Raw genomic sequence first — 24,576 nt, 5'->3', positions numbered from 1 at the left:
TGCCGGGGGTGGCGACACGGCCGGGGACCGACACCCTGCCGATACGGGTACGGAGCGTGCGGATCCGGCCGGCCCGTCGGACACCCCGCCGACCGACCACCCCACGGAGGACCGCGATGTATGAGCTGACCCGCGTCCGCCTGTTCTCCGTCGGTCCGACCGCCGCCCGCTACCAGGACGTCGCGCTCGACCTGCGGGGCGTCGGGGCCCCGGTGAAGGTCGCCGTGCAGGAGGACCTGTTCGCCCCGGACGCGCTCGACCGCACGACGCCGCGTCGGCCGTCGCCGGCCTCGGTGCTGTTCCTGGAGAACGGCGGCGGCAAGTCCGTCCTGCTCAAGCTGATCTTCTCGGTCCTGCTGCCCGGGCGGCGCCAGGTGGTCGGGACCACCAGCACCACGGTGCTGGAGAACTTCGTGCTGGCCGAGGACGTGGCGCACGTCGTCTGCGAGTGGATGCACGTCGGCACCGGACGGCTGCTGGTCACCGGGAAGGTGTCGGAGTGGCGCGGGCACGTCGCCTCCAGCGACCCGGAGAAGCTGGCCGACGCCTGGTTCTCCTTCCGGCCGGTCCCCGGGATGGGCCTCGACGACCTGCCGTTCACCCACGACGGGCGCCGGGTCACCCTGGCCGCCTTCCGGGAGCGCCTGCAGACCGCGCACCGCGAGCACCCCGACGCCGAGCTCGCCTGGGAGACCGGGCACCGGGACTGGACCCGCCACCTCGTCGAGGTCGGCCTGGACCCGGAGCTGTTCCGCTACCAGCGCGCGATGAACGCCGGCGAGGGCGAGGCCGCCGAGGCGTTCTCGTTCTCCTCCGACGAGGCGTTCGTCGACTTCCTGCTGCGCGCGGTGCTCGACCCGGCGGAGCCGCAGAACGTCGCCGAGCTCGTCGCCGGCTACGCCGACCGGCTCGCCCAGCGCGAGGAGCTGGAGACCGAGCGGGAGTTCGTCGACGGCACGCTGTCCCGGCTCGAGCCGATGGTCGACGCCGAGGCCACCGCGACCGCCGCCCGCGACACCGAGACGGCCGCGCGCACCGAGCTGGCGGCGACCGCGTCGCGGATCGCGGCCCGCCGGATCGCCGAGGAGGCCCGCTCGGTGACCGCCGCCGAGGAGGCCACCGGCGCGGTCGAGGCCGAGCAGTCCGCGGCCCGGGCGGCGGAGCGGCTGCAGGACACCGTCGGTGAGCTGCGCAGACTCACCGCGGGGCTCGCCGTCGAGGCCGCCGAGCGGACCGCGGCCGAGGCGACCCGCGAGCGCGACGCCGCGTCGGCCGTCTCGATGGCCCGCGACGCCGTCGAACCGGTCCTGGCGCACCGCGTCGCCGCCGCCGAGGCCGCGCGGCTGCGCGCCCGCGTCGAGGAGGAGGAGCAGAAGGCCCGGCCCGCGCTCGCCGCCCGGCAGGACGCCGCCCGCGCGCTCGCGGTCGCGCTGGCCCGGGTCGCCGCGGAGGCCGACGCCGCCGCCGACGCGGCGGAGGAACACCGCGCCGACGCCGAGGAGCGCGCGGCGGCCGCCCGTCGCGAGCAGGTCACCCGCACCGCCGACGCCGCCCGCGCCGAGAGCGCCGCCGCCACCGCCCGCGAGGCCCTCGACGACCTCGACACCCGGGTCGCCGCCGCCGTCTCCGCCGGGCACCTGAAGGCGGGCTCGACCGCCGCCGACGTCGAGGACTCCGCGGCCGCCGCCCGGACCGAGGCGGAGCGGTGCGCCACCGCGCTCGCCGACGCCGACAGCGCGGCCGCCACGATCCGCGAGGAGCGACGGGCCGCCGAGGCCCGCCGCACCGCCGCCCAGGACGCGGCGGCCGCCGCCCGCGCCGACGCCGCCACCGCCGAGGCCGCGCGCTCCGCCGCGGAGGCCGACGCCGTCGCGCTCGCCGGGGAGGTCCGGCCAGCGGAGCTGCTCGGACTCGACGAGATCCGCCCGGACACCGACGCGGGCCTCGTCGTCGACACCCTGACCACCGCGATCCGCGGCGCCGAGCGGGAGCGGACGACCCTGCACGGCGACCAGCGCCGCGACGAACGCGCGCTCGCCGCGCTCGGCGACGGCGGCCTGCTGCCCGACCCCACGGAGATCGAGGACGTCCTCGCGGCGCTGGAGGCCGCCGGGATCACCGCCTGGTCCGGCCGTCGCTACCTGGCGAAGCTGCCCGCCCCCGACCGGGAGACCGTGCTGACGCGGCTGCCGCACCTGGCGGGCGGGGTGCTGCTCAACGACGCGCGCGACGCCGAGCGGGCCCGCGCCGAGCTGGACGCGGCGCGGCTGCTGCCGGCCTGCCTGGTCGCGGTCGGCACCACCGCCGCGCTGCGCGCCGACGCCGACGCGGCGCCCGGGATCGACTTCGTCGTGCCGCCCAACCCGGCCCTGCACGACGAGGAGGCCGCCGAGCAGGTCCGGGTCCGGCTCGTCGCCGAGACCACCGAGCGCGCCGCCCGGCTCGCCGAGCTGGAGACCGTCCTCGACGACGACCGCAGGCTGCGGGACCGGTTCGCCGCGCTGCGCGACCGACGTCCCACCCTCGCCGACCTCACCGAGGCCGCCGAGGCCGCGGAGACCACGCGGGCCGCCGCCGTCGCCGAGCACGAGGCGACCCGCGCGGAGGTCGAGGACCTCGACGAGCGCGCCGACCGGCTCACCGTCGACCGGCCCGGCCTGGAGCGCACCGCCGGGGACACCCGTCGCCGGGCGGACGCGCTCGCCGCGCTGCGCACCGAGCTCGCCCGCCGGGCGACGCACGAGGAGCGGATGCGCACCGGGGAGGCCGACGCCGCGCGGGCCCGCGAGGAGGCCGACGCCGCCGGGACCACCGCCGACCGCGCCGGTCGCGAGGCCGCCGACGCCCAGCAGACGCGCGACCGGCAGCGCGGCATCGGCACGACCCTGCGCGACGAGGCCGCGGCGCTCCCGGTCTCCGCCGACGAGGTCGGCGGGCGGGACGGGGAGCCGGAGGGGACCCCCGGGACGTCGCTGGCCGAGCTGCGCGAGGAGTTCCAGCGGGCCCGCGACGCCTACGCCTCGGCCTCCGTCGACACCGACCTGCACGGTGCGCTGGAGCGGGCCGAGGCCGACGCGCGGGAGCGGCGGGTCGCCGTCGACGGGCTGCCGCGCACCGTCGTCGAGGCCGCGACGGCGTTCCTGCACACCCCCGACGGCGCCGACGCCGCCAGCCGCCGCGCCGCCGCCGAGCAGGCCCGAACCGCCTACGACGAGGCCGAGAGCCGCCGCGCCGACGCCGCGACCGAGCTGGCCGTCGCCCGCCGAGAACTGGAGCGGTTCACCGGCGGCGAGCGGCCGATCGACCCCTACGACCCGCCCCGCGACGCCGAGCACGGCCGCGAGCTGGTCGCCCGCGCCACGGCCGACCTGGACGCGGCGGGCAAGGACCTGGAACGCCGTCGTCGGGCCCGGACCGACGCCGAGGGCGCCCACCGCACCGCCACCGACCTCGCCCGCGGGTTCGGGCTGGTCGTGTCCTCGCTGGACGAGACGCCCGAGCCGTCCGGGGTGCCGTTCGACGGTGACGTCGAGGCCGCCCAGGCCGCGCTCAAGCGCCACCAGAACGCGGTCCGCGACGCGGCGGGGGAGCGGACGCGGGCCGAGAAGAAGGTCCGCGAGGGGGTCGACGCCGTCGCCCGCTTCGCGCAGGACCCGCGGTTCGCGACCCTGAGCTCCCCGGTGCACCGCCACATCGGCGGCGTCGACCGGTCGGAGATGCCCGGCCTCGCCGCCGAGTGGATCGCCGCGCTGCGCCCGCGGCTGCGCTCCCTCGACGACGACCTCGGCAACATCGAGCGGCACCGCTCCGGGATCGTCACCCGGCTGTCCGGGATGGTCGGCGAGGCGCTGCGCACGGTGCGTCTCGCGCAGCGGCTGTCCCAGCTGCCCGAGGGCCTCGGCGACTGGTCGGGCCAGCAGTTCCTGCGGATCCGGTTCGAGGAGCTGCCCGACGCGGCGCTGCGCCACGAGCTCGGCGCCGTCGTCGACCGCACCGCCACCGTCATGGCGGGCGGGAAGGCGAAGGACCGGCGCGACGGCATGTCCATGCTGCTGCGCGGGGTCCGGGCGGCGATGCCGAAGGGCGTCCGGGTCGAGATGCTCAAGCCCGACGCCGTGCTGCGCACCGAGCGGCTGCGCGTCTCCGCGATCAAGGACGTGTTCTCCGGCGGGCAGCAGCTGACCGCGGCGATCGTCCTGTACTGCACGATGGCGGCGCTGCGGGCGCACCAGCGCGGGCAGGGCAGGCGGGCGCACGCGGGCGTGCTGTTCCTCGACAACCCGATCGGGCGGGCGTCGGCGGGGTACCTGCTGGAGCTGCAGTTCGGCGTCGCGCAGGCCCTCGGGGTGCAGCTGGTCTACACGACCGGGCTGTTCGACGCGGGCGCGCTGTCGTCGTTCCCGCTGCTCGTGCGGCTGCGCAACGACGCCGACCTGCGCGCCGGACGCAAGTACCTGTCCGTCGACGAGCGGGTCACCCGGTCGGTGCCCGACGCCGACGCCCCCGGCGGCCGGATCACCGCCGCCCGCGTCTACCGGCGCCCCGAGGCCGCGGTGGCCGCCGGCACCGGCCACGACGGCGCGGGGTCGGCCGGATGACCCCGCCCGGGCCGGTCGCGGAGCGGCTCGCGGAGCTGCTGGCGGCCTCCGGGCGGACCCGGATCCCGCGCTCGGCGGTGCGCGCGGCGTTCCTGCAGGCGGACCCCACGATGGTCGGCAGCGTCGACGCCCGGCGGAACCTCGCCGGGGTACTGGCCGAGCTGGCCGCCGCGGGCGTGCTGGAGCCGACCGGCCGGACCGACGACGGGGTGCCGCCGCTGCCGAACTCGGTACGGCTGGTCCGGCCGCGTACCGACGCCGCACCGGCCGTGGACCGGGGCCCGTGGCATCCCGCGCTGGCGGGGGCCGCGGATCTGCGGCGGCCGTCGCGGGTGCTGCTGCAGGTCAACGACTGGCTGTTCGCCCACGCGTCCCGGGCGGTGGAGGTCCCGCTGCGCGAGCGCGCGCTGGAGATCACCGGCGACGAGAAGGCCTTCGACGGCCCGCTGCCCGGCGGGCTGACGCCGGAGGTCCTGCGGGCCCGCCGGGTCGTCCCGCCGCTGCACCGCGAGCGCCTGCCCGGCGGCGGGCCGGTGCTGCTCGTCGTCGAGAACGCCGACACCCTGGACTCGCTGCGCCGTGCCCTGGCGCCCGAGCCAGGCCCGGTCGGTGGCCTCGCCTGGGGCGTGGGGAACGCGTTCACCGCATCGGTGCTCGCCCTGCGCGACGACCCGCCCGCGGCGGTCCGTTACTTCGGCGACCTCGACGCCGCCGGGCTGCGGATCCCGCGGGCCGCCTCCGACCTCGCCGAGGCGCACGGCCTGCCGCCGGTGCGGCCCGCGACCGGGCTGTACCGGGCGCTGCTGCGGCACGGGCGCCCGGCCTCGGCGCGGACGGTGGACCACAGCGACGTCGAGTGGCTCGACGCCGGACTGCGTGGCCCCGTCCGCGACCTCTTCGCGGCCGGGGCGCGCCTGGCGCAGGAGGCCGTCGGGGTCACGGTCCTGGCCGGCGACCCGGACTGGCGCGACGGGCTCGCCCCGGCCTGAGGGCTCACCCGGTCCGGATCAGCTGTCGTCGCGGTCGTCGTCGGTGCGGTCGTCCCGGTCGACGTCGTGGTCGAGGACCTCGCCGGTCGCGGCGTCGACGTCGACGTCGTGCTCGGCGTCGGCGGTGCGGACCTCCACCTCCCAGTGGTCGCGGCCGTCGGAGCGGGAGTCGTCGTCGCGGTCGTCGTCGCGGCCGTCGTCGGCGCGGTCGAACTCGACCGTCACGACCTGCCCGCCCTCGGCCCGCTCGACGGCGATCCGCTCGGCCGCGGCACGGTCCACGGCGGCACCGGCGCCCGGTGCGGGGGCGGTGTCGGCGGCGCTCTGCGCGGCGGGGGTCACGGCGACCTCGGCCGGCGAGGCGCACGCGGCGCCGCCGCCGACGAGCAGGAGGCCGGTGGCGGCGAGGGCGGCGATGGAGAGCGTCGAGGGCATCGGGATGTCCTTCCGGGAGGGGTCGTGCTGACACCGGTGACGATGCCGCGCAGTTGATCAACGGCGCGTTGCGCGACTCCTAACGGCACCCCAAGATCGGTGCCCGCTCAGCCCGCGGGCGGCCCCAGCTTCAGCTCCACCCGCAGCCCGCCCCCGGCCGGGGAGTGCACCGTCAGCGCCCCGCCGCCCTGGTCGGCGGTGCGCCGGGCGATGTCGAGGCCCAGCCCCGTCGAGCCGCCGCCGCTGACCCCGCGGGAGGTCGGGTCGGTCCCGGGCGGCAGCCCCGGACCGTCGTCGTGCACGACGATCCGGGCGCCGCCGCCGGTCCGGGCCGACAGCTCGACGCCGAAGGCCGTGCCGTCCGGGGTGTGCGCGAAGACGTTGCCCAGCAGCGCGTCCACGCACGCCTCCAGGTCGCCGGGTGCGCAGGCCACGGGCAGCGGGCCGTCGGCCAGGTGCAGGGTCACCGAGCGGTCGGTGTCCTCGGCCAGCACCCGCCAGAACTCCACCCGCTCCCGGACGACGGCCGCCGCGTCCGCGCTGCGGGTCGTGCCGCCGCGTCGCCGGGCCTGCTCGATCGCGCCCGTGACCGCGCGCCGGACGCCGTCGACCCCGGCCGACAGCCGTGCGGACTCGTCCGGGTCGCGCAGGGCCTCGGCGTCGAGCTGCAGGGCGGTCAGCGGGGTGCGGACCCGGTGTGCCAGGTCCGCGACGTTCTCCCGCTCCTCGCGCAGCAGCTCCGAGATCCGCCCGGCCAGCCCGTTCAGCGCGCTCGCGACGACACCGAGCTCGGCCGGGGCGCCGGGGTCGGCGCGCGCGGACAGGTCGCCGGCCGCGAGCCGCTCGGACACCCCGGACAGGTCGGTGGTGGCGTCGACGAGGGTGCGGGCCAGCCGGTCCGCGAGCAGCAGTCCTCCGGCGAGCAGCACCAGCGACAGCCCGCCCAGCAGCAGCCAGGAGCGGGTCACCCCGCGGGTGAGCTCGGCGTCGGGGACGAACACGCGGATCGCGGCGTTGCCGCCCGCGGCGCCGGTCACCGCGAACACCAGCTCGCGTCCGCCGGCCGCCTCGGTCGACGCGCTCGTCCCGAGCAGACCCAGCCGGACGACCGGGCTCCGCGGTGCGGGCGCGCCGAGCACGGTGCCGTCGGGCAGGAACACCGAGACGTCGGAGGCGTCGCGGCCGTCGGCGTTCTGGACGGCGGGGACCAGCACCGACCGGTCCCCGCCCGCGACGGCCGGGGTCAGCACCTGGGCCTGGACGGTCGCCGCGGACACCGCCGAGCTCTCCGCGACCGTGCGGATCAGCGTCGCGAGCGGGACCGCGAACGCGACCAGCACCAGCAGCACGGTCGCCCCGACGAGGACGAGGATGCGCCGTCGCATCAGGTGGTGCCCTCCCCGGTCCCCGGCGGCGCCGGCGGCGCGGACAGCCGGACCCCGACGCCGCGCACCGAGTGCAGGTAGCGCGGGGCCTGCGCGGTCTCGCCGAGCTTGCGGCGCAGCCACGACAGGTGCACGTCGACGGTCTTGTCGGCGCCGCCGTAGGGCTGCTGCCAGACCTCGGTCACCAGCTCCCGCTTGCTGACGACCTGGTCGGGGCGGGCGGCGAGGTGGTGCAGCAGGTCGAACTCGCGCGGGGTCAGCTCCAGCTCGGTGCCGTCGAGCACCGCGCGCCGCGAACGGGGGTCCACCGACAGCCCGCCGACGACGACGGAGGGGTCGCCCGCCCCGTCGCCGAGCCGGCGCAGCACCGCCCGGATCCGGGCGTCGAGCTGGGCGGCGGCGAACGGCTTGACCAGGTAGTCGTCGGCGCCCGCGTCGAGCACGGAGACGATCTCGGTCTCGTCGTCGCGGGCGGTCGCGACGATCACCGGCACCGTGCTGGCGCCCCGCAGCATCCGCAGCATGGTGGTGCCGTCCATGTCGGGCAGGCCGAGGTCGAGCACCACGAGGTCGGGCCGCTTCCCGACGGCGTGCTCCAGCCCGGCCATCGCGGTCGGTGCGGAGTCGACGGCGTGCCCCCGCTCGGTCAGCCCGCGGATGAGCGCTCCGCGGATGCCGGGGTCGTCCTCGACGATCAGGATCTGGGCCACGGAGGGAGAACCTATCCGCCGCGACCCCGCCCGCGGCGGGCACAGCCGTCGCTTGTGTCCCGTTTAGGGATCCGTTAACCGGGGTCCGGGGCATGCTGTGCGCGTGGAACGACCGACGCGCCCCGTCCTGCAGATCGCGCTCTGGACCGCCGCGGCCGCGGGTGCCCTGCTCCTGGGCCTGACGGCCGTCGGGAGCATCGGCAGCGACCTCGCGGGCACACAGACGCAGCCGCTCAGTGCCGAGCAGGTGGACGCCCGCCTGGCCCAGCAGGCCGCCACCGCCGCGCCACCGGCACCCGCGCCCGTCCCGACGACGGCACCCGCCTCCGCCCCGCCCGCGGTGGTGCAGGCCGGGACGGCGGGCAACGTCCTGGTCCGGTGCGACGGCGCGACCCCGCGGATCGTGTCGGTCAACCCCGCGCAGGGCTGGGAGCGCGAGGACGACAAGGACATCGGCCCGGCCGAGGTCGTCTTCGACGGCGACGACGTCCCGGACGTCCGGGTCACGCTGAGCTGCGCCGGTGGGGTGCCGACCGGCCGGGTCGCGAGCGTCCCCGAGGACTGACCGACTGTCCCCGAGGACCGAGCCGCCCGGACGGACCGGGCTCCCCGCCGGAGGCGCCGGGTCTCAGCCGCCGGCGAACGGCGGGAGCACGTCGAGCGTGGCCGCCCCGCCGACCGCGGTGGAGCGGTCGCGCACCGCCACCTCGTCGAGCAGGAAGCTGCAGCGCAGCAGCACCTGCTCCAGCTCCGGGCCGTGCGCGGTGCCGAGTGCGGCGACGGCGTCGGCCACCGTCGCGTCGCCGGGGAGCGCGACGGTCTCCTCACCGGTGCCGGCGGCCGCCTTGGCGGCGGCGAAGTAGCGGACGGTCAGCGTGCGGGTCACCAGGGGCGTGGTGAGCGAGGGGGTCATGCTCATCCTCCGATCGCGCTCATGGGGCGCGCGGGCTGCAGGAATCCGGGGTCGTCGATGCCGTGGCCCGCCTTCTTGCCCCACATCGCGTCGCGCCAGACGTCGGCGATCTCGGCGTCGGTCGCGCCGCCGCGGAGCATGGCGCGCAGGTCGGTCTCGCCGGTGGCGAACAGGCAGGTGCGGACCTGGCCGTCGGCGGTGAGGCGGGTCCGGTCGCAGGCCCCGCAGAACGGACGGGTCACCGAGGCGATCACCCCGACGGTGGCGGGGCCCCCGTTCACCACGAACCGCTCGGCGGGCGCACCGCCGCGGTCCTCGTCGGACGGGGTGAGCACGAAGCGCTCCTCGAGCCGCGCGAGGATCTCCTCGGCGGTGATCATCTCGGTGCGGCGCCAGCCGTGCTGGGCGTCGAGCGGCATCTGCTCGATGAAACGCAGCTGGTAGCCGTGGGTCAGCGCGAACTCCAGCAGGTCCGCGGCCTCGTCGTCGTTCACGCCGCGCAGCAGCACCGCGTTGATCTTCACCGGGGACAGGCCCGCGGCGTGCGCGGCGGCCATCCCGTCGATGACGTCCGACAGCCGGTCGCGCCGGGTGATCTGCGCGAACCGCTCCGGACGCAGGGTGTCCATCGAGACGTTGAGCCGGTTCACCCCGGAGGCCGCGAGGGCCTCGGCGCGGCGGGCGAGCCCGATGCCGTTGGTGGTCAGCGAGATGTCCGGGCGGGGCTCCAGCGCCGACGCCGCGGAGAAGATCTCCTCCAGGCCCTTGCGCAGCAGCGGCTCCCCGCCGGTGAAGCGCAGCTCCTCGATCCCGAGGTCGCGCACCGCCAGCGCGATCAGCCGGTTGAGCTCCGCGTCGGTCAGCTGCTCCTCGCGGGGCATCCAGTCCAGGCCCTCGGCGGGCATGCAGTAGGTGCAGCGCAGGTTGCAGCGGTCGGTGAGCGAGATCCGCAGGTCGGTCGCGACCCGTCCGAACCCGTCGACGAGGCGGGGGTCGGCCGGCCGGGCCGGGTCCCGGGACGTGCCGCCCCGCAGCGACGGCAGGCCGAGCTCGGTGGTCATGGGCCCGAGGCTAACCCCCGCCGTGCGGGCCCGCCCAGGGCGGGTTTCCGCAGCTCAGAACCGTGATCCGCACCCGCGGACGTGGTCGGGGCCACGCCGTCGCAGGTGCGGAACTAGTCATCGTGTACCTAGTCGACAGGACAGGGACATCGAGACGTCCCGCCCGCCGTCCCGGGAGGGCTCCCGGGCGGCCCCGCCTAGCGTCCCGGGCTCCAGGACGACACGGACCGGCCGCCCCGGTGGCCGGTCGCCCCACAGGAGGGAACCGCCATGTTATCGAAGCTCGTCCCCGCCGCCCTGGCCGCAGCCGCGGCCGCCGTCGTCGTGGCCCCGGCCGCGTCGGCGGCACCCGCGCCGGTGTTCACGTCCTACGACGCCTGCCAGGCCGAGGGCTCGCGCCAGCAGATCGCCGCCGGGGGGCCGTTCAGCGGGTTCACCTTCACCTGCGAGAAGACCTACTCGGTGGGAGCGGGAACCGCCGGGTGCCCGCCCACCGCGGCCGACGGCTGCATCGGCGAGTACTGGATCCTGCGCTCCCGCAACGTCTGAGCCCGCCGCGTCGCCGTCGGACCGGGATCAGGACCGGTGGGCCTTCAGCTCCTGCCGGGCCACCGAGCGGATGTGCACCTCGTCCGGTCCGTCGGCGAAGCGCAGGGCGCGCGCCCAGGCGTAGAAGTAGGCCAGCGGGGTGTCGTCGCTCATCGCGGCCCCGCCGTGCACCTGCATCGCCCGGTCGATCACGGTGCACGCCATCCGTGGCACGACGACCTTGATCGCGGCGATCTCGGTGGCCGCGCCCTTCGCGCCGTGGTTGTCGATCAGCCACGCCGTCTTGAGCGTCAGCAGCCGGGCCTGCTCGATCTCCATCCGGCACAGCGCGATCTGCTCGCGCACCACGCCCTGCTCGGCCAGCGGCTTGCCGAACGCGACCCGCGCCTGGGCGCGCTCGGTCATCAGGTGCAGCGCGCGCTCGGCCATGCCGATCAGCCGCATGCAGTGGTGGATGCGGCCGGGGCCGAGCCGGGCCTGGGCGATGGCGAACCCGCCGCCCTCCTCGCCGAGCAGGTTCGACGCCGGCACCCGCACGCCCTCGAGGCGCAGCTCGGAGTGCCCGTGCTGGTCCTGGAAGCCGAACGTCGGCAGGTGCCGCTCGATCGTCAGGCCGGGGGTGTCGCGCGGGACGAGGATCATCGACTGCCGGCGGTGCGTCGACACGGTGTCGTCGCTGTCGTCGGCGGTCTTGCCCATGACGATGAAGATCCGGCAGCGCTCGTCCGCGGCACCGGAGATCCACCACTTGCGGCCGTCGATGACGTAGTCGTCGCCGTCGCGCCGGATCCGGGTCTCGATGTTCGTGGCGTCCGACGACGCGACGTCCGGCTCGGTCATCGCGAACGCCGAGCGGATCTCGCCGTCGAGCAGCGGCTCCAGCCACTGCTGCTTCTGCTCGTCGGTGCCGAACAGGTGGAGCGTCTCCATGTTCCCGGTGTCCGGGGCCTGGCAGTTGATCGCCTCCGGCGCGATGACCGGGGACCAGCCGGAGACCTCCGCGACCGGCGCGTACTCCAGGTTCGACAGCCCCGAGAGCTCCGGCAGGAACAGGTTCCACAGGCCGCGCCCGCGGGCCTTCGCCTTCAGCTCCTCGACCACCGGGGGCAGGGCCCACTCCTCCGGGGTGCCGCGCCGCTCGGCCCGGAACGCGTCGTAGGAGGCCTCGGCCGGGAGGACCTCCTCGTCGAGGAAGGCGCGCATGCGCGCGGTGTAGTCGGCCGCCACGGCGCTGGGTGCGAAGTCCACGCCACCGATCAGATCACAGGTCCGCAGGCCCCGGCAGTGCGCGATCCCGACATCGTGCGGGGTATCCACCGTGGCACCCCCGCAGGCGCGACCATAGTATCCGGGTCGTGCCGCACTTCAGGATCTCCGAGGCCGCCCGACTGCTCGGCGTCAGCGACGACACCGTCCGCCGCTGGGTGGACGCGGGGACGCTGCCGGTGCAGGCGGACGCCTCGAACCGCAAGGTCATCGACGGCGCCGCGCTCGCCGCGTTCGCCCGGGATCACGCGTCCGCCCCGCCGGACCCCTCGGTGGTGCAGCGCTCGGCCCGCAACCGCATGGTCGGCCTGGTCACCTCGGTGCTGGCCGACACGGTGATGGCGCAGGTCGAGATGCAGTGCGGCCCGCACCGCGTGGTGTCGCTGATGAGCAGCGAGGCCGTGCGCGACCTCGGTCTCGAGCCCGGGGCGCTCGCGGTGGCGGTGATCAAGTCGACGAACGTGGTGGTGGAGACGCCGGGCGGGCACCTGTGACCCCGGGGGCCGGCACCGCCCCCGCGCCGGCCCCGACCCGGCGCCGCGAGGGCGCCGCCGACCGCCACGGCACGGGCGTCGGACTGCCGGTCTGGATGTGGGTCCCGGCCGGCATCGGATTCCTGGTCATCGCGCTCCCCGTGCTCGGGCTGCTGTGGGAGGCCGACTGGGCGGAGACCCCCCGCCTGCTCACCAGCGACGCCGCGCTGTCGGCGCTGCGCCTGTCGTTGCTCACCGCGGCGATCTCCACGACGCTGTGCCTGCTGCTCGGCGGGCCGCTCGCGGTGGTCCTGGCCCGCGGCCGGATCAACCGGCTGCCCCGGCTGATGCGCGGGGTCCGCTCGGTCGTCCTGCTCCCGCTGGTGCTGCCGCCGGTCGTCGGCGGGCTGTCGCTGCTGTTCCTGCTCGGTGCGAACGGCCTGGTCGGGCAGGGCCTGGACACCGCGTTCGGGATCTTCATCCCGTTCTCGACGGCCGCGGTGGTCCTGGCGCAGACCTTCGTCGCCATGCCGTTCCTCATCGTGTCGCTGGAGGGCGCCCTGCGGACCGCGGGAGAGCGCTACGAGGCGACCGCGGCCACCCTCGGCGCGTCGCCGGGTCTGGCCTTCCGCCGGGTCACCGTGCCGCTCGTGCTGCCCGGACTGGCGTCCGGGCTGGTGCTGGCCTTCGCCCGCTGCATGGGCGAGTTCGGGGCGACGATCGCGTTCGCCGGCAGCCTGGAGGGCACCACCCGGACCCTGCCGCTGCTGGTCTACCTGCAGGGCGAGACCGACGTCGCGGGAGCGGTCGCGCTGTCGCTGCTGCTGGTCGTCGTGTCGCTGGTCGTGATCGTCGTCGGGCGTCCGCGCGGGCTGGACGGCCGCGGATGAGCGGCGGCGGCGACACGGTGGAGCCCGGTGTGGACATGAGGGCGCGGCTGGACCGGGACGGGTTCGCCCTGGACCTGGAGCTGTCGGTCGCCGCGGGCGAGGTGCTCGCGGTGCTCGGCCCGAACGGGGCGGGCAAGTCCACGATGCTCGGCATCCTGTCCGGGCTGCTGCGCCCGGACTCCGGGCACCTGCGCGTCGGCGGCCGGACCCTGCTCGACACCGCCGACGGGACCTTCGTGCCGCCGCACCGGCGCGGTGTCGGGCTGCTCGCCCAGGAGCCGCTGCTGTTCCCGCACCTGTCGGCGCTGGCGAACGTCGCGTTCGGGCCGCGTGCGCAGGGCACGCCCCGCGCCGCGGCCGACTCCCGGGCCCGCGAGCTGCTCGACGCCGTCGGTGTCGGCGGGCTCGCCGCCCGCCGCCCCGCGCAGCTGTCCGGCGGACAGCAGCAGCGGGTCGCGCTGGCCCGCGCGCTGGCGCCCGGGCCGGGGCTGCTGCTGCTCGACGAGCCGCTCGCCGCCCTCGACGTCGACGCCACCCCCGCGATGCGCACCCTGCTGCGCCGGGTCATCGCCGACGGCAAGCAGACCGCCCTGCTGGTCACCCACGACGCGCTCGACGCGCTCGTGCTCGCCGACCGCGTCGTCGTGCTGGACCGGGGCCGGATCGTCGAGTCCGGCCCCGCCCGGGACGTCCTGGCCCGGCCGCGGAGCGCGTTCTCCGCCCGCATCGCCGGTCTGGACCTGGTGCCGGGCGTGGCCGAGGGCTCCGGGGTGCGTACCGCGGACGGGACCGAGATCCGGGGCCGGGTCGTCGAGGTCGCCGAGGGGGAGCCCGCCGTCGCGGTGTTCCCGCCGTCCGCGGTCGCGGTGCACGCGAGCAGGCCCGAGGGCAGCCCGCGCAACGTCGTACCGGTCCGGATCGCCGCGCTGGAGCCGCGCGGGGACACCGTGCGGCTGCGGGCCGCGCCCGTCGCCGGGGGGCCGGACTGGGTGTCCGGGCTGGCCGCCGACGTCACCCCGGCCGCCGTCGCCGAACTGGGTGTCGAACCCGGTCACGAGGTGTGGTTCGCGGTGAAGGCGACCGAGGTCGCCGTGCACGGCCGGCACGCCTGAGGGCCACGGCCGATCCGCTGATCGTGCAACTCGGAGCCCTGCCGGGCCCCGGTCGGCAGGCGTCCCCGGCACCGCCGGTACCGAAACGCTCCGTCACCCGGGTGGTCCCAGGTGTCACCCGGGCCACCATCGTGTCTCTCGCACCAGGCGTCACAGGCGCATAGCGTCGCTGTCCGTGAGATCCATGCGTCCCCGCGCCGCCCGTCTGGTCACTGCCGGTGTCCTGGCGGTCGCGCTCGGTGTTCCTCTCGCGCCGACGGCGTCCGCCGCCGAGACGGCGCCGTCGGCACCTGCCGGGTACCTGGTGCAGACGGCGACCGACGGGCAGACGCGGGCCGCCGCGGAGTCCGTCGGCGTCGAGCCGAAGGTCACCTTCGACAGCGTGGTGCACGGCTTCGCCGCGGACCTCACCCCCGCCCAGGCGACCGAGCTGCGCGACCGGCCCGGCGTCGTCGGGGTGGAGGAGGACCGCACGATCTCCCCGCTCGACCCGCAGGCCGCCCACCAGGACGCGCCGGTCGGCCCGCCCGCGGGTGCCGAGCAGGCGCCGGGCAACTGGGGGCTCGACCGCATCGACCAGCCGAACCTGCCGCTGGACGGGCAGTACCGGCACACCGCGACCGGCGCCGGGGTGGACGTGTTCGTCCTCGACACCGGCGTCGACGCGAGCCACCCGCAGTTCGGCGGCCGGGCCGAGCTCGAGCTCAACACGATCGACCGGACGGACACCGACTGCGACGGGCACGGCACCGTCGTCGCCGGGATCGCCGCGTCGAAGGACTACGGCGTGGCCCCGGGCGCGACCGTGCGCGCCGTGAAGGTGCTCGACTGCAACGGCACCGGGACGCTGTCGTCGCTGATCTCCGGTCTGGACTGGGTGACGAAGAACAAGCGCGGCCCCGCGGTCGCGGTGATGTCGTGGAGCTACGGCGGCTCGCCGATGCTCCAGCAGGCCGTACAGCGCATGATCGACTCCGGGGTGTTCGCGACCTCGTCGGCCGGCAACACCGGCGGCGACGACTGCACCGCGCTGCCCCGAGCGATCGGTGACGTGTTGGTCGTCGCGAACTCGACGATCGACGACAAGCGCTCGTCGAACTCCTCGACCGGCCGTTGCGTCTCGCTCTACGCACCGGGCACCCGGATCGTCGCGCCGGTCCCCGGGGGCGGCACCGCCTCCTACAGCGGGACCTCGATGGCCGCGCCCTTCGCGGCCGGGGTGGCAGCGCTGTACAAGCAGGCCCGCGGCGACGCGCCGGCCACCACCGTCACGAAGTGGATCGTCGACAACGCGGTGCCGGGGAAGGTCGACGGCGGCGGCACCGGCGGTACCCCGAACCGGCTGCTGCAGACCGGCGGGCTCTAGCCCCGGGCCTCGTCGGCCCACTCCCACAGCTCGTACACGGGCTGGTCGAGCAGGTCGTTCAGCTCGGCCGGCGACACCGACGGCGTCGCGAGCCACAGCACCTGGTCGGTCCACAGCCAGGCGATCCGAGGCGCGCCGCGGTCGCGCAGGGCACGGGCGGCGGCGGCGAGCGGGCCGGGGTCGAGGGCCTTCGGGTGGCCGGTGGTCACGACCGCGACGACCGTGCCGTCCACCTCGACCGACGCTCCGGCGACGGCGACCCGGTGGTCCGGGCCGGCGAGCCGGTCGAGCGCGGCGGCGTGCTCGGCGGGGTCCTGCTCGGCCCAGGTCGGGAGGAGGGCCAGCAACGCGTCCCAGCCGTCCGGTCCGGCCTCGCCCAGCGCGCCCAGCACGGCCCCGGCCGTGACCGGCTCGCCGTGGTCGGCGACCCCACCGGCCAGCGCATCGGGCTCGACGACGCCGGACGGCAGCACCCCCGCGCGCTCGAGTACCGCGACCGTGTGCCCCAGCCGGTCCCGGCCCTCGGCCGACAGGTCCGGGACGACCCGCACCGCGACGGGTGACGCCGGGGTCGTCGGCGCCCCGGGCGGCGGCGTCGGCAGCACCACCGGCGCCGGGACCGGGGGTGCGGCCGCGTCCGCGCGGTCCGCCGCCCGCCACGAGCGCCACGCCATCAGCCCGAACACCGCGACCGCGGTCGCGGCCAGCAGGAACGGGAACGCACGGTCCAGTGGTCCCCGGCCCGGCGCCCCCACCATCTCGATCTGCACCCCGGTCACGACGAACCAGCCGCCGACCACCACCGCGCCCGCCGCCGCGACGGCCGCGGAGACCCGGTCCAGCGTTCCCGGACGTGCCATGCCCGCAGAGTAGGCGCGACCCCCGACGCGCCGGATAGCGTCCGGGCATGCCCGGCTCCCCGCCCGCCGACCTGGCGTCGCTGACCCGTCGCTACCTGGCCCCCGCCACCCCGGACTGCCCCACGTTCGTCGAGGACACCGGGTGGGAGCCGATCGTCGACGGCGTCGACTACTTCGCCCGGCTGCGCGCGCTGTTCGACCGGGCCGGGCCGGGGGACACGGTGCTGGTCACCGGCCTGAACCTGGAACCGGACATGGATCTGAACGGTCTCGACCCCGACGAGGACGGCTACGAGGCCCTCGCCGACCGTTTCGCCCGTCTGGTCGACGCCGGCGTGGACGTGCGGGTGCTGCTCACCGCGGCGCTGTTCTCCGGATCGGTGCCCGGCGTGGCGATCGGCCCGTTCCGGGCCAACGCGTTCGCCGCGCTGGAGCTGCGCCGCCGCCCGCAGCTCGCCGGGCGGGTGCTGCTGGACTGGTCCGGCTCGGGCATCGGCTGCCACCACCAGAAGGTGGTGCTCGCCCACGTCGGCGGGGAGCTGACCGCGTTCGTCGGCGGGCTGGACCTGTCGGCCAACCGGTTCGACGCCGAGCCGCACGACCGGCTCTCGATCGGCGAGGAGCGCTGGGGCTGGCACGACGGCGCCGCCGCGCTGCACGGGCCGGGCGCGGCCCGGGTGTGGGAGGTGTACCGGGGCCGGTGGACCGAGGCCGCGACGCTGCCGCCGCGCCGGTTCATGGTCACCCCCACCGACTGGGAGCCGATGAACCCCGAGCCGTTCCGGCGCGACCTGCCGCCGTCGCCGCCCGCCCCGCCGCGGTCCGCCCCGGGGACCGCGGTGCAGGTGCTGCGCTCGCTGCGGCCGTGGAAGATCGACCACTTCGGGATGCTCTACCGGCGGCACTGGACGGTGCTGCCCCGCAACGGCACCCAGGAGGTCTTCCACACGCTGTCCACCGCGATCCGCGGTGCGCGCCGCTACGTCTACCTGGAGGACCAGTACTTCTTCGAGGTCCCGGGCGGCCGCCGGGCGTTCCGGCTCTACGGGCTGCTGCGCGACGCCGCCGCCCGCGGGGTGAAGGTCGTGCTCGTGTGCTCGGGGCGCAAGGACCCGGTCGACGCCGGGGTGAACAAATTCCGCCGTCGCGTCACCGGTGACGTGCAGCGTGGTGTCATCGACCAGCTCGACCCGGCCGACCGCGGCAACGTGATCATGCACCGGATCGAGGACCTCACCGTCCACACCAAGCTGGCGCTGGTCGACGACGTCTTCGCCTCCATCGGGTCGGCCAACTTCTTCTCCCGCTCGATGCGCGGCACCGACACCGAGCTCTCGACGGCGTTCGTCACCACCGGCGACCAGGTGCGCGACCTGCGGGTACGGCTGTGGGCCGAGCACCTGCGCACCGAGCTGACCGACGAGCTCGCGCCCCGGCTGGCCGATCTGGACCTCGCGCTGGGCATGTGGCGCCCGGAATGGCTGCCACCGGACGCACCGGCCGGGACCTGGCGGGTGCCCGGCTACCCCGCCGGGTTCGCCCCGGCCGAACGGGTGCTGGTGCCGGTCGGTCCGTGGCCCGAGCCGTCGCCGCGGCCGTTGCGCCGCGCGGCCCACGGGGCGCGGCGCGGGGCGGCGAAGGTCGCCGACTCGGGGCGGCGGCGCCTGTCCTCGTCCTGACCGACGGGTGTTGGCAACCGCGTCGTCCGGGGGCGAGGATGTGACGACCCGCACCGAACCGCCCGAGGAGTACGACGTCGTGACCTCAGCCGCCGCAACCCCCGCCGTCCCGTCCTACGCGTCCGGGACCTCGGACACGCCGTTGCTCGGCGACACCATCGGTGACGACCTCGACCGCACCGTCGCCCGCGTCCCCGACAACGACGCGCTCGTCGAGATGCAGACCGGACGCCGCTGGACCTACCGCGAGCTGCAGAAGGCCGTCGACGACCTGGCCACCGGGCTGCTCGCCGCCGGTCTCACCGTGGGGGACCGGGTCGGTATCTGGTCGCCGAACACCGCGGAGTGGACGCTGACCCAGTTCGCGACGGCCAAGATCGGCGTCGTCCTGGTCAACATCAACCCGTCCTACCGGACCCACGAGCTGGAGTTCGTGCTCAAGCAGGCCGGGATCTCGACGCTGGTGTCGGCGTCGTCGTTCAAGACCTCCGACTACGAGAAGATGATCGCCGAGGTCCGGGCGAACTGCCCCGACCTGCAGCGCGTCGTGATCACCGGTTCCCCCGGGTGGGACGCGCTGGCCGCGGGCGACGCCTCCCGCCGCGACGAGCTGGCGCAGGTGCAGGCGTCGCTGACGGCCGACGACCCGATCAACATCCAGTACACGTCCGGGACGACCGGGTTCCCGAAGGGCGCGACGCTGTCGCACCACAACATCCTCAACAACGGCTACTACGTCGGCCGGACCTGCGGGTACACCGAGGCCGACCGGGTCTGCATCCCGGTGCCCTTCTACCACTGCTTCGGCATGGTCATGGGCAACCTCGCCTGCTCCACCAGCGGCGCGACGATGGTCATCCCGGCGCAGGGCTTCGACCCGAAGGCGACCCTGCACGCCGTGCAGCAGGAGCGCTGCACCTCGCTCTACGGGGTGCCGACGATGTTCATCGCCGAGCTCAACGACCCCGGCTTCGGCGACTACGACCTGTCCAGCCTGCGCACCGGGATCATGGCCGGCTCGCCGTGCCCGGTCGAGGTGATGAAGCAGGTCGTCGACCGGATGGGCATGATCGAGGTGACCATCGCCTACGGCATGACCGAGACCAGCCCGGTGTCCACCCAGACCCGCGCCGACGACTCCGTCGAGCGCCGGGTGTCCACGGTCGGGCGGGTGCACCCGCACCTGGAGGTCAAGGTCGTCGACCCGGAGACCGGCCGGACGCTGCCGCGCGGCGAGCCGGGCGAGCTGTGCACCCGCGGCTACTCGGTGATGCTGGGCTACTGGGAGCAGCCGGAGAAGACCGCCGAGGTCATCGACCGCGCCCGCTGGATGCACACCGGCGACCTCGCCGTGATGGACGACGAGGGCTACCTCAACATCACCGGCCGGATCAAGGACATGGTCATCCGCGGCGGCGAGAACGTGTACCCGCGCGAGATCGAGGAGTTCCTCTACACCCACCCCGACGTCGTCGACGCCCAGGTCATCGGTGTCCCCGACGAGCGCTACGGCGAGGAGCTCTGCGCCTGGGTGGTGCTGCGCGAGGGCGCCGCGCCCCTGACCGCCGACACGCTGCGCGAGTTCGCCACCGGGAAGCTGGCGCACTACAAGATCCCGCGCTACGTGCTCGTCGTCGACGAGTTCCCGATGACGGTCACCGGCAAGGTCCGCAAGGTCGAGATGCGGGAGAAGTCGGTCGGGCTGCTGGACCTGGAGGGTGCGGCGAACGTCCGAAACGCCTGACCCCCGGACGGGTCCCAGGCGTACCATCGGTGACGGCGCGTCCGGCGAGCCCGGGCGCGTTTGTCGTGCACGCAGCAACACAGCAAGCAGGAATCGAGGACGACGGTGCCCACCGGCAGGGTGAAGTGGTACGACGCGGAGAAGGGCTTCGGCTTCCTCTCCCAGGACGGCGGTGAGGACGTCTACGTGCGCAAGGCGGCGCTGCCGTCCGGCGTGGAGGCGCTCAAGTCCGGCCAGCGGGTCGAGTTCGGGATGGCCGAGGGCCGTCGCGGGCCGCAGGCGCTCTCCGTGCGCATCGTCGAGAAGCAGGCGTCCGCGGTGGAGAACGCGCGCCGCCCCGCCGAGGAGCTGCACGGTCTGATCGAGGACATGATGGGTCTGCTGGAGAACAAGATCCAGCCGGCGTTGCGGCACGGGCGCTACCCGGACCGCAAGACCTGCAAGCTGGCCGCCGAGGTCGTGCGGGCCGTCGCCCGCGACCTGGACGGCTGACCCGCCGTCCCGCCGCCCCCGCGGGCGTACGTGGCGACCCGGCACGGTGCGTGGCGACGCGTGCGTGGGGCGCCGCGGGGTGTCGCGGGGTGCCGCACGAGCGGCGGAATGGTGGCGGGTTCGGGCGGTGTTGGCACGGGTGTGCGCCTGTCGATGTTGGACCGCTCGCGGACGCGGGCCGGGGAGCCCGACGCCGCCGCGGTCCGTGGCACGGTGGCGCGGGCCGTCCGCGCCGAGCAGCTCGGCTACCACCGGTTCTGGGTGGCCGAGCACCACGCCGTGCCCGGGATCGCGTCGGGCAGCCCGCCGGTCCTGATGGCCGCGGTGGGCGCGGCGACCTCGCGGATCCGGGTCGGTTCGGGCGGGATCATGTTGCCCAACCACCAGCCGCTCGTCGTCGCGGAGCAGGTGGCGCTGCTGGAGGCGCTGCACCCCGGGCGGATCGACCTGGGTATCGGCCGCTCGCCCGGGTTCACCGAGCCGGTCCGCCGCGCCCTGCGCGCCGGCGGGGCCGACGACGCGCAGTTCCGTGCCGCCCTCGACGAGCTCCGCTCCTTCCTCGACGGCAGCGGCCCGGTGACGGCCCGGCCGCGGCTGGAGCACGCCGTCCCCCTGTTCCTGCTCGCCACCGGCGCGGGACTGCGGCTGGCCGGGGACCTGGGGCTGCCGGCCGTCGTCGGCGGCCCGGTACTCGACGACCCGGCGGCGCTGGCGGACTACCGCGAGCGGGCCGGGGACGCGGCGCACCTGGTGGTGTCCGCCGACGTGCTCGTCGGGGACCCGCAGCTGGCGCTGTCCGAGGCGTGGGCGCACGCCGCGGCCCGCACCACCGGGGAGTTCCCGCCGCTGGAGCCGCCGGACCCGCACCGCGTGACGACCCGGCGCCAGCGCGAGACCGTGGACCGGGCGCTGGCGAACGCGATCGCCGGCGACCCCGACACCGTCGCCGAGCGGCTCGACGACCTCGTGGCCCGCACCGGCGCCGACGAGCTGCTGGTGTTCTCCTCGACCCACGACCGCCACGCGCAGGCCGACTCCGACGCCGCGCTGGCCCGGCTGCTCGGCGCGGGCCGCTGAGATCCCGGGTCGCGCCCGCTCAGCCCTGCTCGCCGACCAGCACCCAGGTCGCCCGGACCGGGAACTGGAGGTCGGTGCTCGCCGGGTCGATCGACGGCGGCGCCCCGAACACCTGCACCTGCGCGGTCACGAGCCGGTCGCCCGGCTCGGGCAGGGACAGCGTGAAGTCGGTGCGGGTGTCCGGCGCGGCGATCGCGCTGCGCTGCTGGACCGGGGTCGGGTCGGTGCCTCGGGTGAACGCGTAGGCGACCTGCCAGGGCGCGGAGGAGACCTCCTCGGGCACCGTGATGCGGACCTCCGTCCCGGGCGGGACCTGCGCGGTCACCCGGGCGTTCGGGGCGTCCTGGCAGTTCTGCAGGCTGGTGTCGCAGAACTGGGTGGGCGCGGCGGTCAGCGAGGTGCCGCCGACGTCGAACGTCACCGTCGGGGCCTCGCCGCCGCACCCGGCGAGGACGAGGGCGGCCGCGGCCAGGGTCCCGGCCAGCACGCCGGCGGACCGGCGGGGGCGCGGTCGGGGGCGGGTGATCACGCCGACCAGCGTACGGATCCGGGCCCGGCGCGCGGGTGGGCCCTCAGCGGGCGACGGCCGGGCGCGGCCCCAGGCCGGGCACCAGCGAGGTGCCGCGGCGCACCAGCGCGGCCTGCAGTGCGAACACCGCCACCACCCCGGTCACGATCACGAACCCGGTCCGGAAGGTGTCGTGCGGGGCGAGCACCCCGATCGCGCCGCCCAGCACCCAGGCCAGCTGCAGGACCGTCTCCGACCGCCCGAACGCGGACGCCCGCGCGTCCTCGGGCAGGTCGCGCTGCACCACCGCGTCGAGGCAGACCTTCGCCAGCGCGCTCGCCGTCGACGCGACCAGGGCCGCGACCACCGCCGCCGGGACGCCCGGCAGCAGCGCCACCGCCGCCGCGGCCAGCACGGCCGCCGCGGCCGCCGCGAGCACCACCGGCTCGACCCGGGAGAAGCGGCTGCGTGCCCCCACCGCGTTGCCGGCGAACAGCCCGACGCCGGCGGCCGCGCCGACCATCCCGATCACCACCAGCTGGCCGGCGGGATCGCCGTCGGGGGACTGTTCGGCCCCGGCCTTCACCACGAACGCGACGAACAGCGTGAGGAACCCGGTCAGCACCCGCACCGTGCTCGTGCCCCACAGCGCGACGAGCACCGCCCGCGTCGCGGGGGCGCGGGACCGGCGCTTGCCCGGCCGGGTGGCGGGCACCGCCGCGGTCACCTCGCCCGCGGTGGACTCGACCCGGCGGGGGATCCGTAGGCAGAGCACGGCACCGGCGACGCCGAGCACCGCCGTCCACCACAGCGGCCCGGCGCCGCCGACGGCCAGCGCCGCGGCACCCGCGACGGCCCCGGCGACCCCGCCCGCGGCCATCCCGAACGTCGTGAGCCGGGAGTTCGTCGTCGCCAGGGTGATCGTCGACGGCAGCACCCGCGGGGTCACGGCCGCCTTGAGCACCAGGAACGACTTGGACAGCACCATGATCCCCAGCGCGGCCGGGTAGAGCAGCCAGTCGTCGAGGTGGAACACGAGCACCACGGCGAGCACCGCGCGGCCGGCACAGGACACCGCCATCGCGATCCGCCTGCCCCGCTGCAACCGGTCCAGCGCGGGACCGATCACCGGCGCCACCAGCGCGAACGGCGCGACGGTGATCGCCAGGTAGAGCGCCACGTTCGCGGTGGACTCCGCCGTCGCCGCCGCGAAGAACAAGGTGTTCGCCAGCGCGACGGCGACCGCCGCGTCGAGCGCGTAGGTCAGCATCGTGGCGTAGGTGAGCGCCGTCAGCCCGGACCGGTCGGCGCCGTCGGCGGTCGCGGCGCGCCGGAACAGCGCGACCGCGCGCCCGCCCAGCTCGCGGGTGCGGTGCACGGCGACCCGGGTGACCGTCAGCCTGCGGGGGACCGTGGCCGGGCCGGGGCGGGGCAGCTCGTCGGTGGCGGCACCGGCGGAGCGCGCACGGCGCAGCGCCGGGTCCGAGGCGATCGGGGTGGTGATCGGGGTGGTGCGCGGGGCCGGGCCACGTCTCGACCCGGCCGCCCGGCGGCGGCTGCGGAACGGGTTCGGTGCCACGCGGTCATTGTGCAGGCGGGCACCGACGGTTCCGGCGATCCCGCCGGGTGGTGTCACCCGCCCGGCGCAGCGCCGGTCAGGCCGGGGGCACCGGGAGCCGCACCCGGAACGTCGCCGGCCACAGCTTTCCGGTGAGCAGGTACTCGTCGCCGTCGACGTGGGCGATGCCGTTGAGCACGTCGGCCCCGGCCCGCTGCCCGGCCGGCAGCAGCCCGGTCGCGTCGACGACGGCGTCGACCACCCCGGTCGACGGGTCGATCCGCACCAGGTCGTCGGTCTGCCAGACGTTGGCCCACACCCGGTCACCGACGCACTCCAGCTCGTTGAGCCGGGTCACCGGGGCGCCGTCCAGGGTGACGGCCACCGAGCCGGTCCCCGCCAGGTCGGCCGGGTCGTGGAAGAACAGCCGGTCGGTGCCGTCCGAGCGCACCACGCGGTCGCCCAGCAGGCACAGCCCCCAGCCCTCGCCGTCGACGGGCACCTCGCGCAGCGGCCGCAGCGTCGCCCGGTCCCACTCGACCGCCACCCCGTCCTGCCAGGTCAGCTGCCAGATCCGGTCCCCGACGACGGTGATGCCCTCCCCGAAGTACGCCGGCGGCAGCGGGCTCGCCGCCCGCACCGCGCCCGTCGCCGGGTCCAGCGCGCGCAGCTGCGAGCGCCCCACCCGGCCGGTGCCCTCGTAGAGGGTCCCGTCGCGCAGCTCCAGGCCCTGGGTGAACGCCTGCGGGTCGTGCGGGATCTCGGCGAGGATCTGCGGACGGACCACCGGAACGGGGCCCGGGGCGGGCAGCCCCGTCGCCGGGGCTGCGGCCCCGCAGGCCGCCAGGGCCAGCAGGAGGGGGAGCAGCCCCGTCACGGAGGGGCGGCGGAGCAGCGCTCGGGCGGGCACC

General features: G+C 76.1%; 22 protein-coding genes. 12 read left to right on the top strand and 10 right to left on the bottom strand.

Annotated features, from left to right (window positions below; translation table 11 throughout):
- The first annotated feature begins 116 nt into the window (after positions 1-116).
- On the top strand, positions 117-4,598 hold the full coding sequence (locus tag ZF1_RS24620) for a hypothetical protein (RefSeq protein WP_482638442.1): 4,482 nt from the start codon (positions 117-119) through the stop codon (positions 4,596-4,598).
- Entirely contained in the window at positions 4,595-5,587 is a 993-nt protein-coding gene (locus ZF1_RS24615; protein WP_346103301.1) for a DUF2399 domain-containing protein, read from the top strand. The genes ZF1_RS24620 and ZF1_RS24615 overlap by 4 nt, the downstream gene beginning before the upstream one ends.
- An 18-nt stretch (positions 5,588-5,605) precedes the next feature.
- Here ZF1_RS24615 and ZF1_RS24610 read toward each other — a convergent pair whose 3' ends face one another.
- The 3 genes from ZF1_RS24610 to ZF1_RS24600 form a co-directional block, all read right to left on the bottom strand.
- Positions 5,606-6,022, bottom strand: a complete 417-nt coding sequence (locus ZF1_RS24610; RefSeq protein WP_346103299.1) for a PepSY domain-containing protein — start codon at positions 6,020-6,022, stop codon at positions 5,606-5,608.
- Between the two features lie 107 nt (positions 6,023-6,129).
- A complete protein-coding gene (locus tag ZF1_RS24605) occupies positions 6,130-7,407 on the bottom strand; it encodes a HAMP domain-containing sensor histidine kinase (RefSeq protein WP_482638441.1) in 1,278 nt (425 codons plus the stop codon).
- Positions 7,407-8,117 carry a response regulator transcription factor gene (locus ZF1_RS24600; RefSeq protein ID WP_346103295.1) on the bottom strand — a complete coding sequence of 237 codons (711 nt, stop codon included), beginning with the start codon at positions 8,115-8,117 and terminating at the stop codon, positions 7,407-7,409. Before ZF1_RS24600 ends, ZF1_RS24605 begins: the two co-directional genes overlap by 1 nt.
- Positions 8,118-8,220: 103 nt before the next feature.
- Here ZF1_RS24600 and ZF1_RS24595 point away from each other — a divergent pair, with 103 nt between their 5' ends.
- A complete protein-coding gene (locus ZF1_RS24595; protein WP_405414648.1) occupies positions 8,221-8,682 on the top strand; it encodes a hypothetical protein in 462 nt (153 codons plus the stop codon).
- Positions 8,683-8,745: 63 nt separating this feature from the next.
- Here ZF1_RS24595 and ZF1_RS24590 read toward each other — a convergent pair whose 3' ends face one another.
- Entirely contained in the window at positions 8,746-9,030 is a 285-nt protein-coding gene (locus ZF1_RS24590; protein WP_251786767.1) for a MoaD/ThiS family protein, read from the bottom strand.
- A gap of 2 nt (positions 9,031-9,032) precedes the next feature.
- A complete protein-coding gene (gene moaA / locus ZF1_RS24585) occupies positions 9,033-10,091 on the bottom strand; it encodes a GTP 3',8-cyclase MoaA (RefSeq protein ID WP_251786766.1) in 1,059 nt (352 codons plus the stop codon).
- Between the two features lie 270 nt (positions 10,092-10,361).
- On the opposite strand from moaA, the gene ZF1_RS24580 reads away from it, so the two are divergent.
- Positions 10,362-10,640, top strand: coding sequence for a hypothetical protein (locus tag ZF1_RS24580; RefSeq protein WP_251786765.1), 279 nt, complete (start codon positions 10,362-10,364; stop codon positions 10,638-10,640).
- A gap of 27 nt (positions 10,641-10,667) precedes the next feature.
- On the opposite strand, the gene ZF1_RS24575 is transcribed toward ZF1_RS24580, so the two are convergent.
- Positions 10,668-11,888, bottom strand: a complete 1,221-nt coding sequence (locus tag ZF1_RS24575; RefSeq protein WP_482638754.1) for an acyl-CoA dehydrogenase family protein — start codon at positions 11,886-11,888, stop codon at positions 10,668-10,670.
- A 107-nt stretch (positions 11,889-11,995) separates the two neighbouring features.
- On the opposite strand from ZF1_RS24575, the gene ZF1_RS24570 reads away from it, so the two are divergent.
- From ZF1_RS24570 to ZF1_RS24555, 4 genes are all read left to right on the top strand, one after another.
- Positions 11,996-12,400, top strand: coding sequence for a TOBE domain-containing protein (locus ZF1_RS24570; protein WP_062398137.1), 405 nt, complete (start codon positions 11,996-11,998; stop codon positions 12,398-12,400).
- Positions 12,401-12,495: 95 nt separating this feature from the next.
- On the top strand, positions 12,496-13,269 hold the full coding sequence (locus ZF1_RS24565) for an ABC transporter permease (protein ID WP_350589897.1): 774 nt from the start codon (positions 12,496-12,498) through the stop codon (positions 13,267-13,269).
- A gap of 35 nt (positions 13,270-13,304) precedes the next feature.
- Positions 13,305-14,381 carry a sulfate/molybdate ABC transporter ATP-binding protein gene (locus ZF1_RS24560; protein ID WP_350589896.1) on the top strand — a complete coding sequence of 359 codons (1,077 nt, stop codon included), beginning with the start codon at positions 13,305-13,307 and terminating at the stop codon, positions 14,379-14,381.
- Positions 14,382-14,565: 184 nt separating this feature from the next.
- Positions 14,566-15,747, top strand: a complete 1,182-nt coding sequence (locus ZF1_RS24555; RefSeq protein ID WP_350589895.1) for a S8 family peptidase — start codon at positions 14,566-14,568, stop codon at positions 15,745-15,747.
- Here ZF1_RS24555 and ZF1_RS24550 read toward each other — a convergent pair.
- Positions 15,744-16,607 (bottom strand): hypothetical protein, encoded by an 864-nt coding sequence (locus ZF1_RS24550; protein ID WP_100878802.1) that lies wholly within the window; start codon positions 16,605-16,607, stop codon positions 15,744-15,746. The genes ZF1_RS24555 and ZF1_RS24550 overlap by 4 nt on opposite strands.
- Before the next feature lie 47 nt (positions 16,608-16,654).
- Here ZF1_RS24550 and ZF1_RS24545 point away from each other — a divergent pair, with 47 nt between their 5' ends.
- The 4 genes from ZF1_RS24545 (at position 16,655) to ZF1_RS24530 (ending at position 21,599) form a co-directional block, all read left to right on the top strand.
- The gene (locus tag ZF1_RS24545) at positions 16,655-18,286 is read left to right on the top strand and encodes a phospholipase D-like domain-containing protein (protein ID WP_073576597.1); all 1,632 of its coding nucleotides are present in this window, start codon (positions 16,655-16,657) and stop codon (positions 18,284-18,286) included.
- A 79-nt stretch (positions 18,287-18,365) separates the two neighbouring features.
- Entirely contained in the window at positions 18,366-20,030 is a 1,665-nt protein-coding gene (locus ZF1_RS24540) for an AMP-binding protein (protein ID WP_350589894.1), read from the top strand.
- Positions 20,031-20,135: 105 nt separating this feature from the next.
- Positions 20,136-20,522 (top strand): cold-shock protein, encoded by a 387-nt coding sequence (locus ZF1_RS24535; protein ID WP_062398128.1) that lies wholly within the window; start codon positions 20,136-20,138, stop codon positions 20,520-20,522.
- Positions 20,523-20,675: 153 nt separating this feature from the next.
- Complete coding sequence (locus tag ZF1_RS24530) at positions 20,676-21,599, top strand: MsnO8 family LLM class oxidoreductase (RefSeq protein WP_237454151.1); 924 nt, start codon at positions 20,676-20,678, stop codon at positions 21,597-21,599.
- A 19-nt stretch (positions 21,600-21,618) separates the two neighbouring features.
- Here the strand turns inward: ZF1_RS24530 and ZF1_RS24525 are convergent, their stop codons facing one another.
- The 3 genes from ZF1_RS24525 to ZF1_RS24515 form a co-directional block, all read right to left on the bottom strand.
- Positions 21,619-22,128, bottom strand: coding sequence for a DUF2771 family protein (locus ZF1_RS24525; protein ID WP_357436982.1), 510 nt, complete (start codon positions 22,126-22,128; stop codon positions 21,619-21,621).
- Between the two features lie 43 nt (positions 22,129-22,171).
- The gene (locus ZF1_RS24520) at positions 22,172-23,686 is read right to left on the bottom strand and encodes an MFS transporter (RefSeq protein WP_357436980.1); all 1,515 of its coding nucleotides are present in this window, start codon (positions 23,684-23,686) and stop codon (positions 22,172-22,174) included.
- A gap of 76 nt (positions 23,687-23,762) precedes the next feature.
- Positions 23,763-24,575 (bottom strand): glutaminyl-peptide cyclotransferase, encoded by an 813-nt coding sequence (locus tag ZF1_RS24515; protein ID WP_337825517.1) that lies wholly within the window; start codon positions 24,573-24,575, stop codon positions 23,763-23,765.
- Between the last annotated feature and the right edge of the window lies 1 nt (position 24,576).

Source organism: Pseudonocardia sp. ZF1, from assembly GCF_056835605.1.
The sequence above is the reverse complement of the archived record's forward strand: the minus strand, read 5'-3'. Positions and strand labels throughout refer to the sequence as shown.

Coding starts and splice junctions, on each gene's coding strand:
- ZF1_RS24620 (WP_482638442.1), top strand. CDS start 117: ATGTATGAGCTGACCCGCGTCCGCCTGTTCTCCGTCGGTCCGACCGCC.
- ZF1_RS24615 (WP_346103301.1), top strand. CDS start 4,595: ATGACCCCGCCCGGGCCGGTCGCGGAGCGGCTCGCGGAGCTGCTGGCG.
- ZF1_RS24610 (WP_346103299.1), bottom strand. CDS start 6,022: ATGCCCTCGACGCTCTCCATCGCCGCCCTCGCCGCCACCGGCCTCCTG.
- ZF1_RS24605 (WP_482638441.1), bottom strand. CDS start 7,407: ATGCGACGGCGCATCCTCGTCCTCGTCGGGGCGACCGTGCTGCTGGTG.
- ZF1_RS24590 (WP_251786767.1), bottom strand. CDS start 9,030: ATGACCCCCTCGCTCACCACGCCCCTGGTGACCCGCACGCTGACCGTC.
- moaA (WP_251786766.1), bottom strand. CDS start 10,091: ATGACCACCGAGCTCGGCCTGCCGTCGCTGCGGGGCGGCACGTCCCGG.
- ZF1_RS24580 (WP_251786765.1), top strand. CDS start 10,362: ATGTTATCGAAGCTCGTCCCCGCCGCCCTGGCCGCAGCCGCGGCCGCC.
- ZF1_RS24565 (WP_350589897.1), top strand. CDS start 12,496: ATGTGGGTCCCGGCCGGCATCGGATTCCTGGTCATCGCGCTCCCCGTG.
- ZF1_RS24560 (WP_350589896.1), top strand. CDS start 13,305: ATGAGGGCGCGGCTGGACCGGGACGGGTTCGCCCTGGACCTGGAGCTG.
- ZF1_RS24555 (WP_350589895.1), top strand. CDS start 14,566: ATGCGTCCCCGCGCCGCCCGTCTGGTCACTGCCGGTGTCCTGGCGGTC.
- ZF1_RS24550 (WP_100878802.1), bottom strand. CDS start 16,607: ATGGCACGTCCGGGAACGCTGGACCGGGTCTCCGCGGCCGTCGCGGCG.
- ZF1_RS24545 (WP_073576597.1), top strand. CDS start 16,655: ATGCCCGGCTCCCCGCCCGCCGACCTGGCGTCGCTGACCCGTCGCTAC.
- ZF1_RS24530 (WP_237454151.1), top strand. CDS start 20,676: ATGTTGGACCGCTCGCGGACGCGGGCCGGGGAGCCCGACGCCGCCGCG.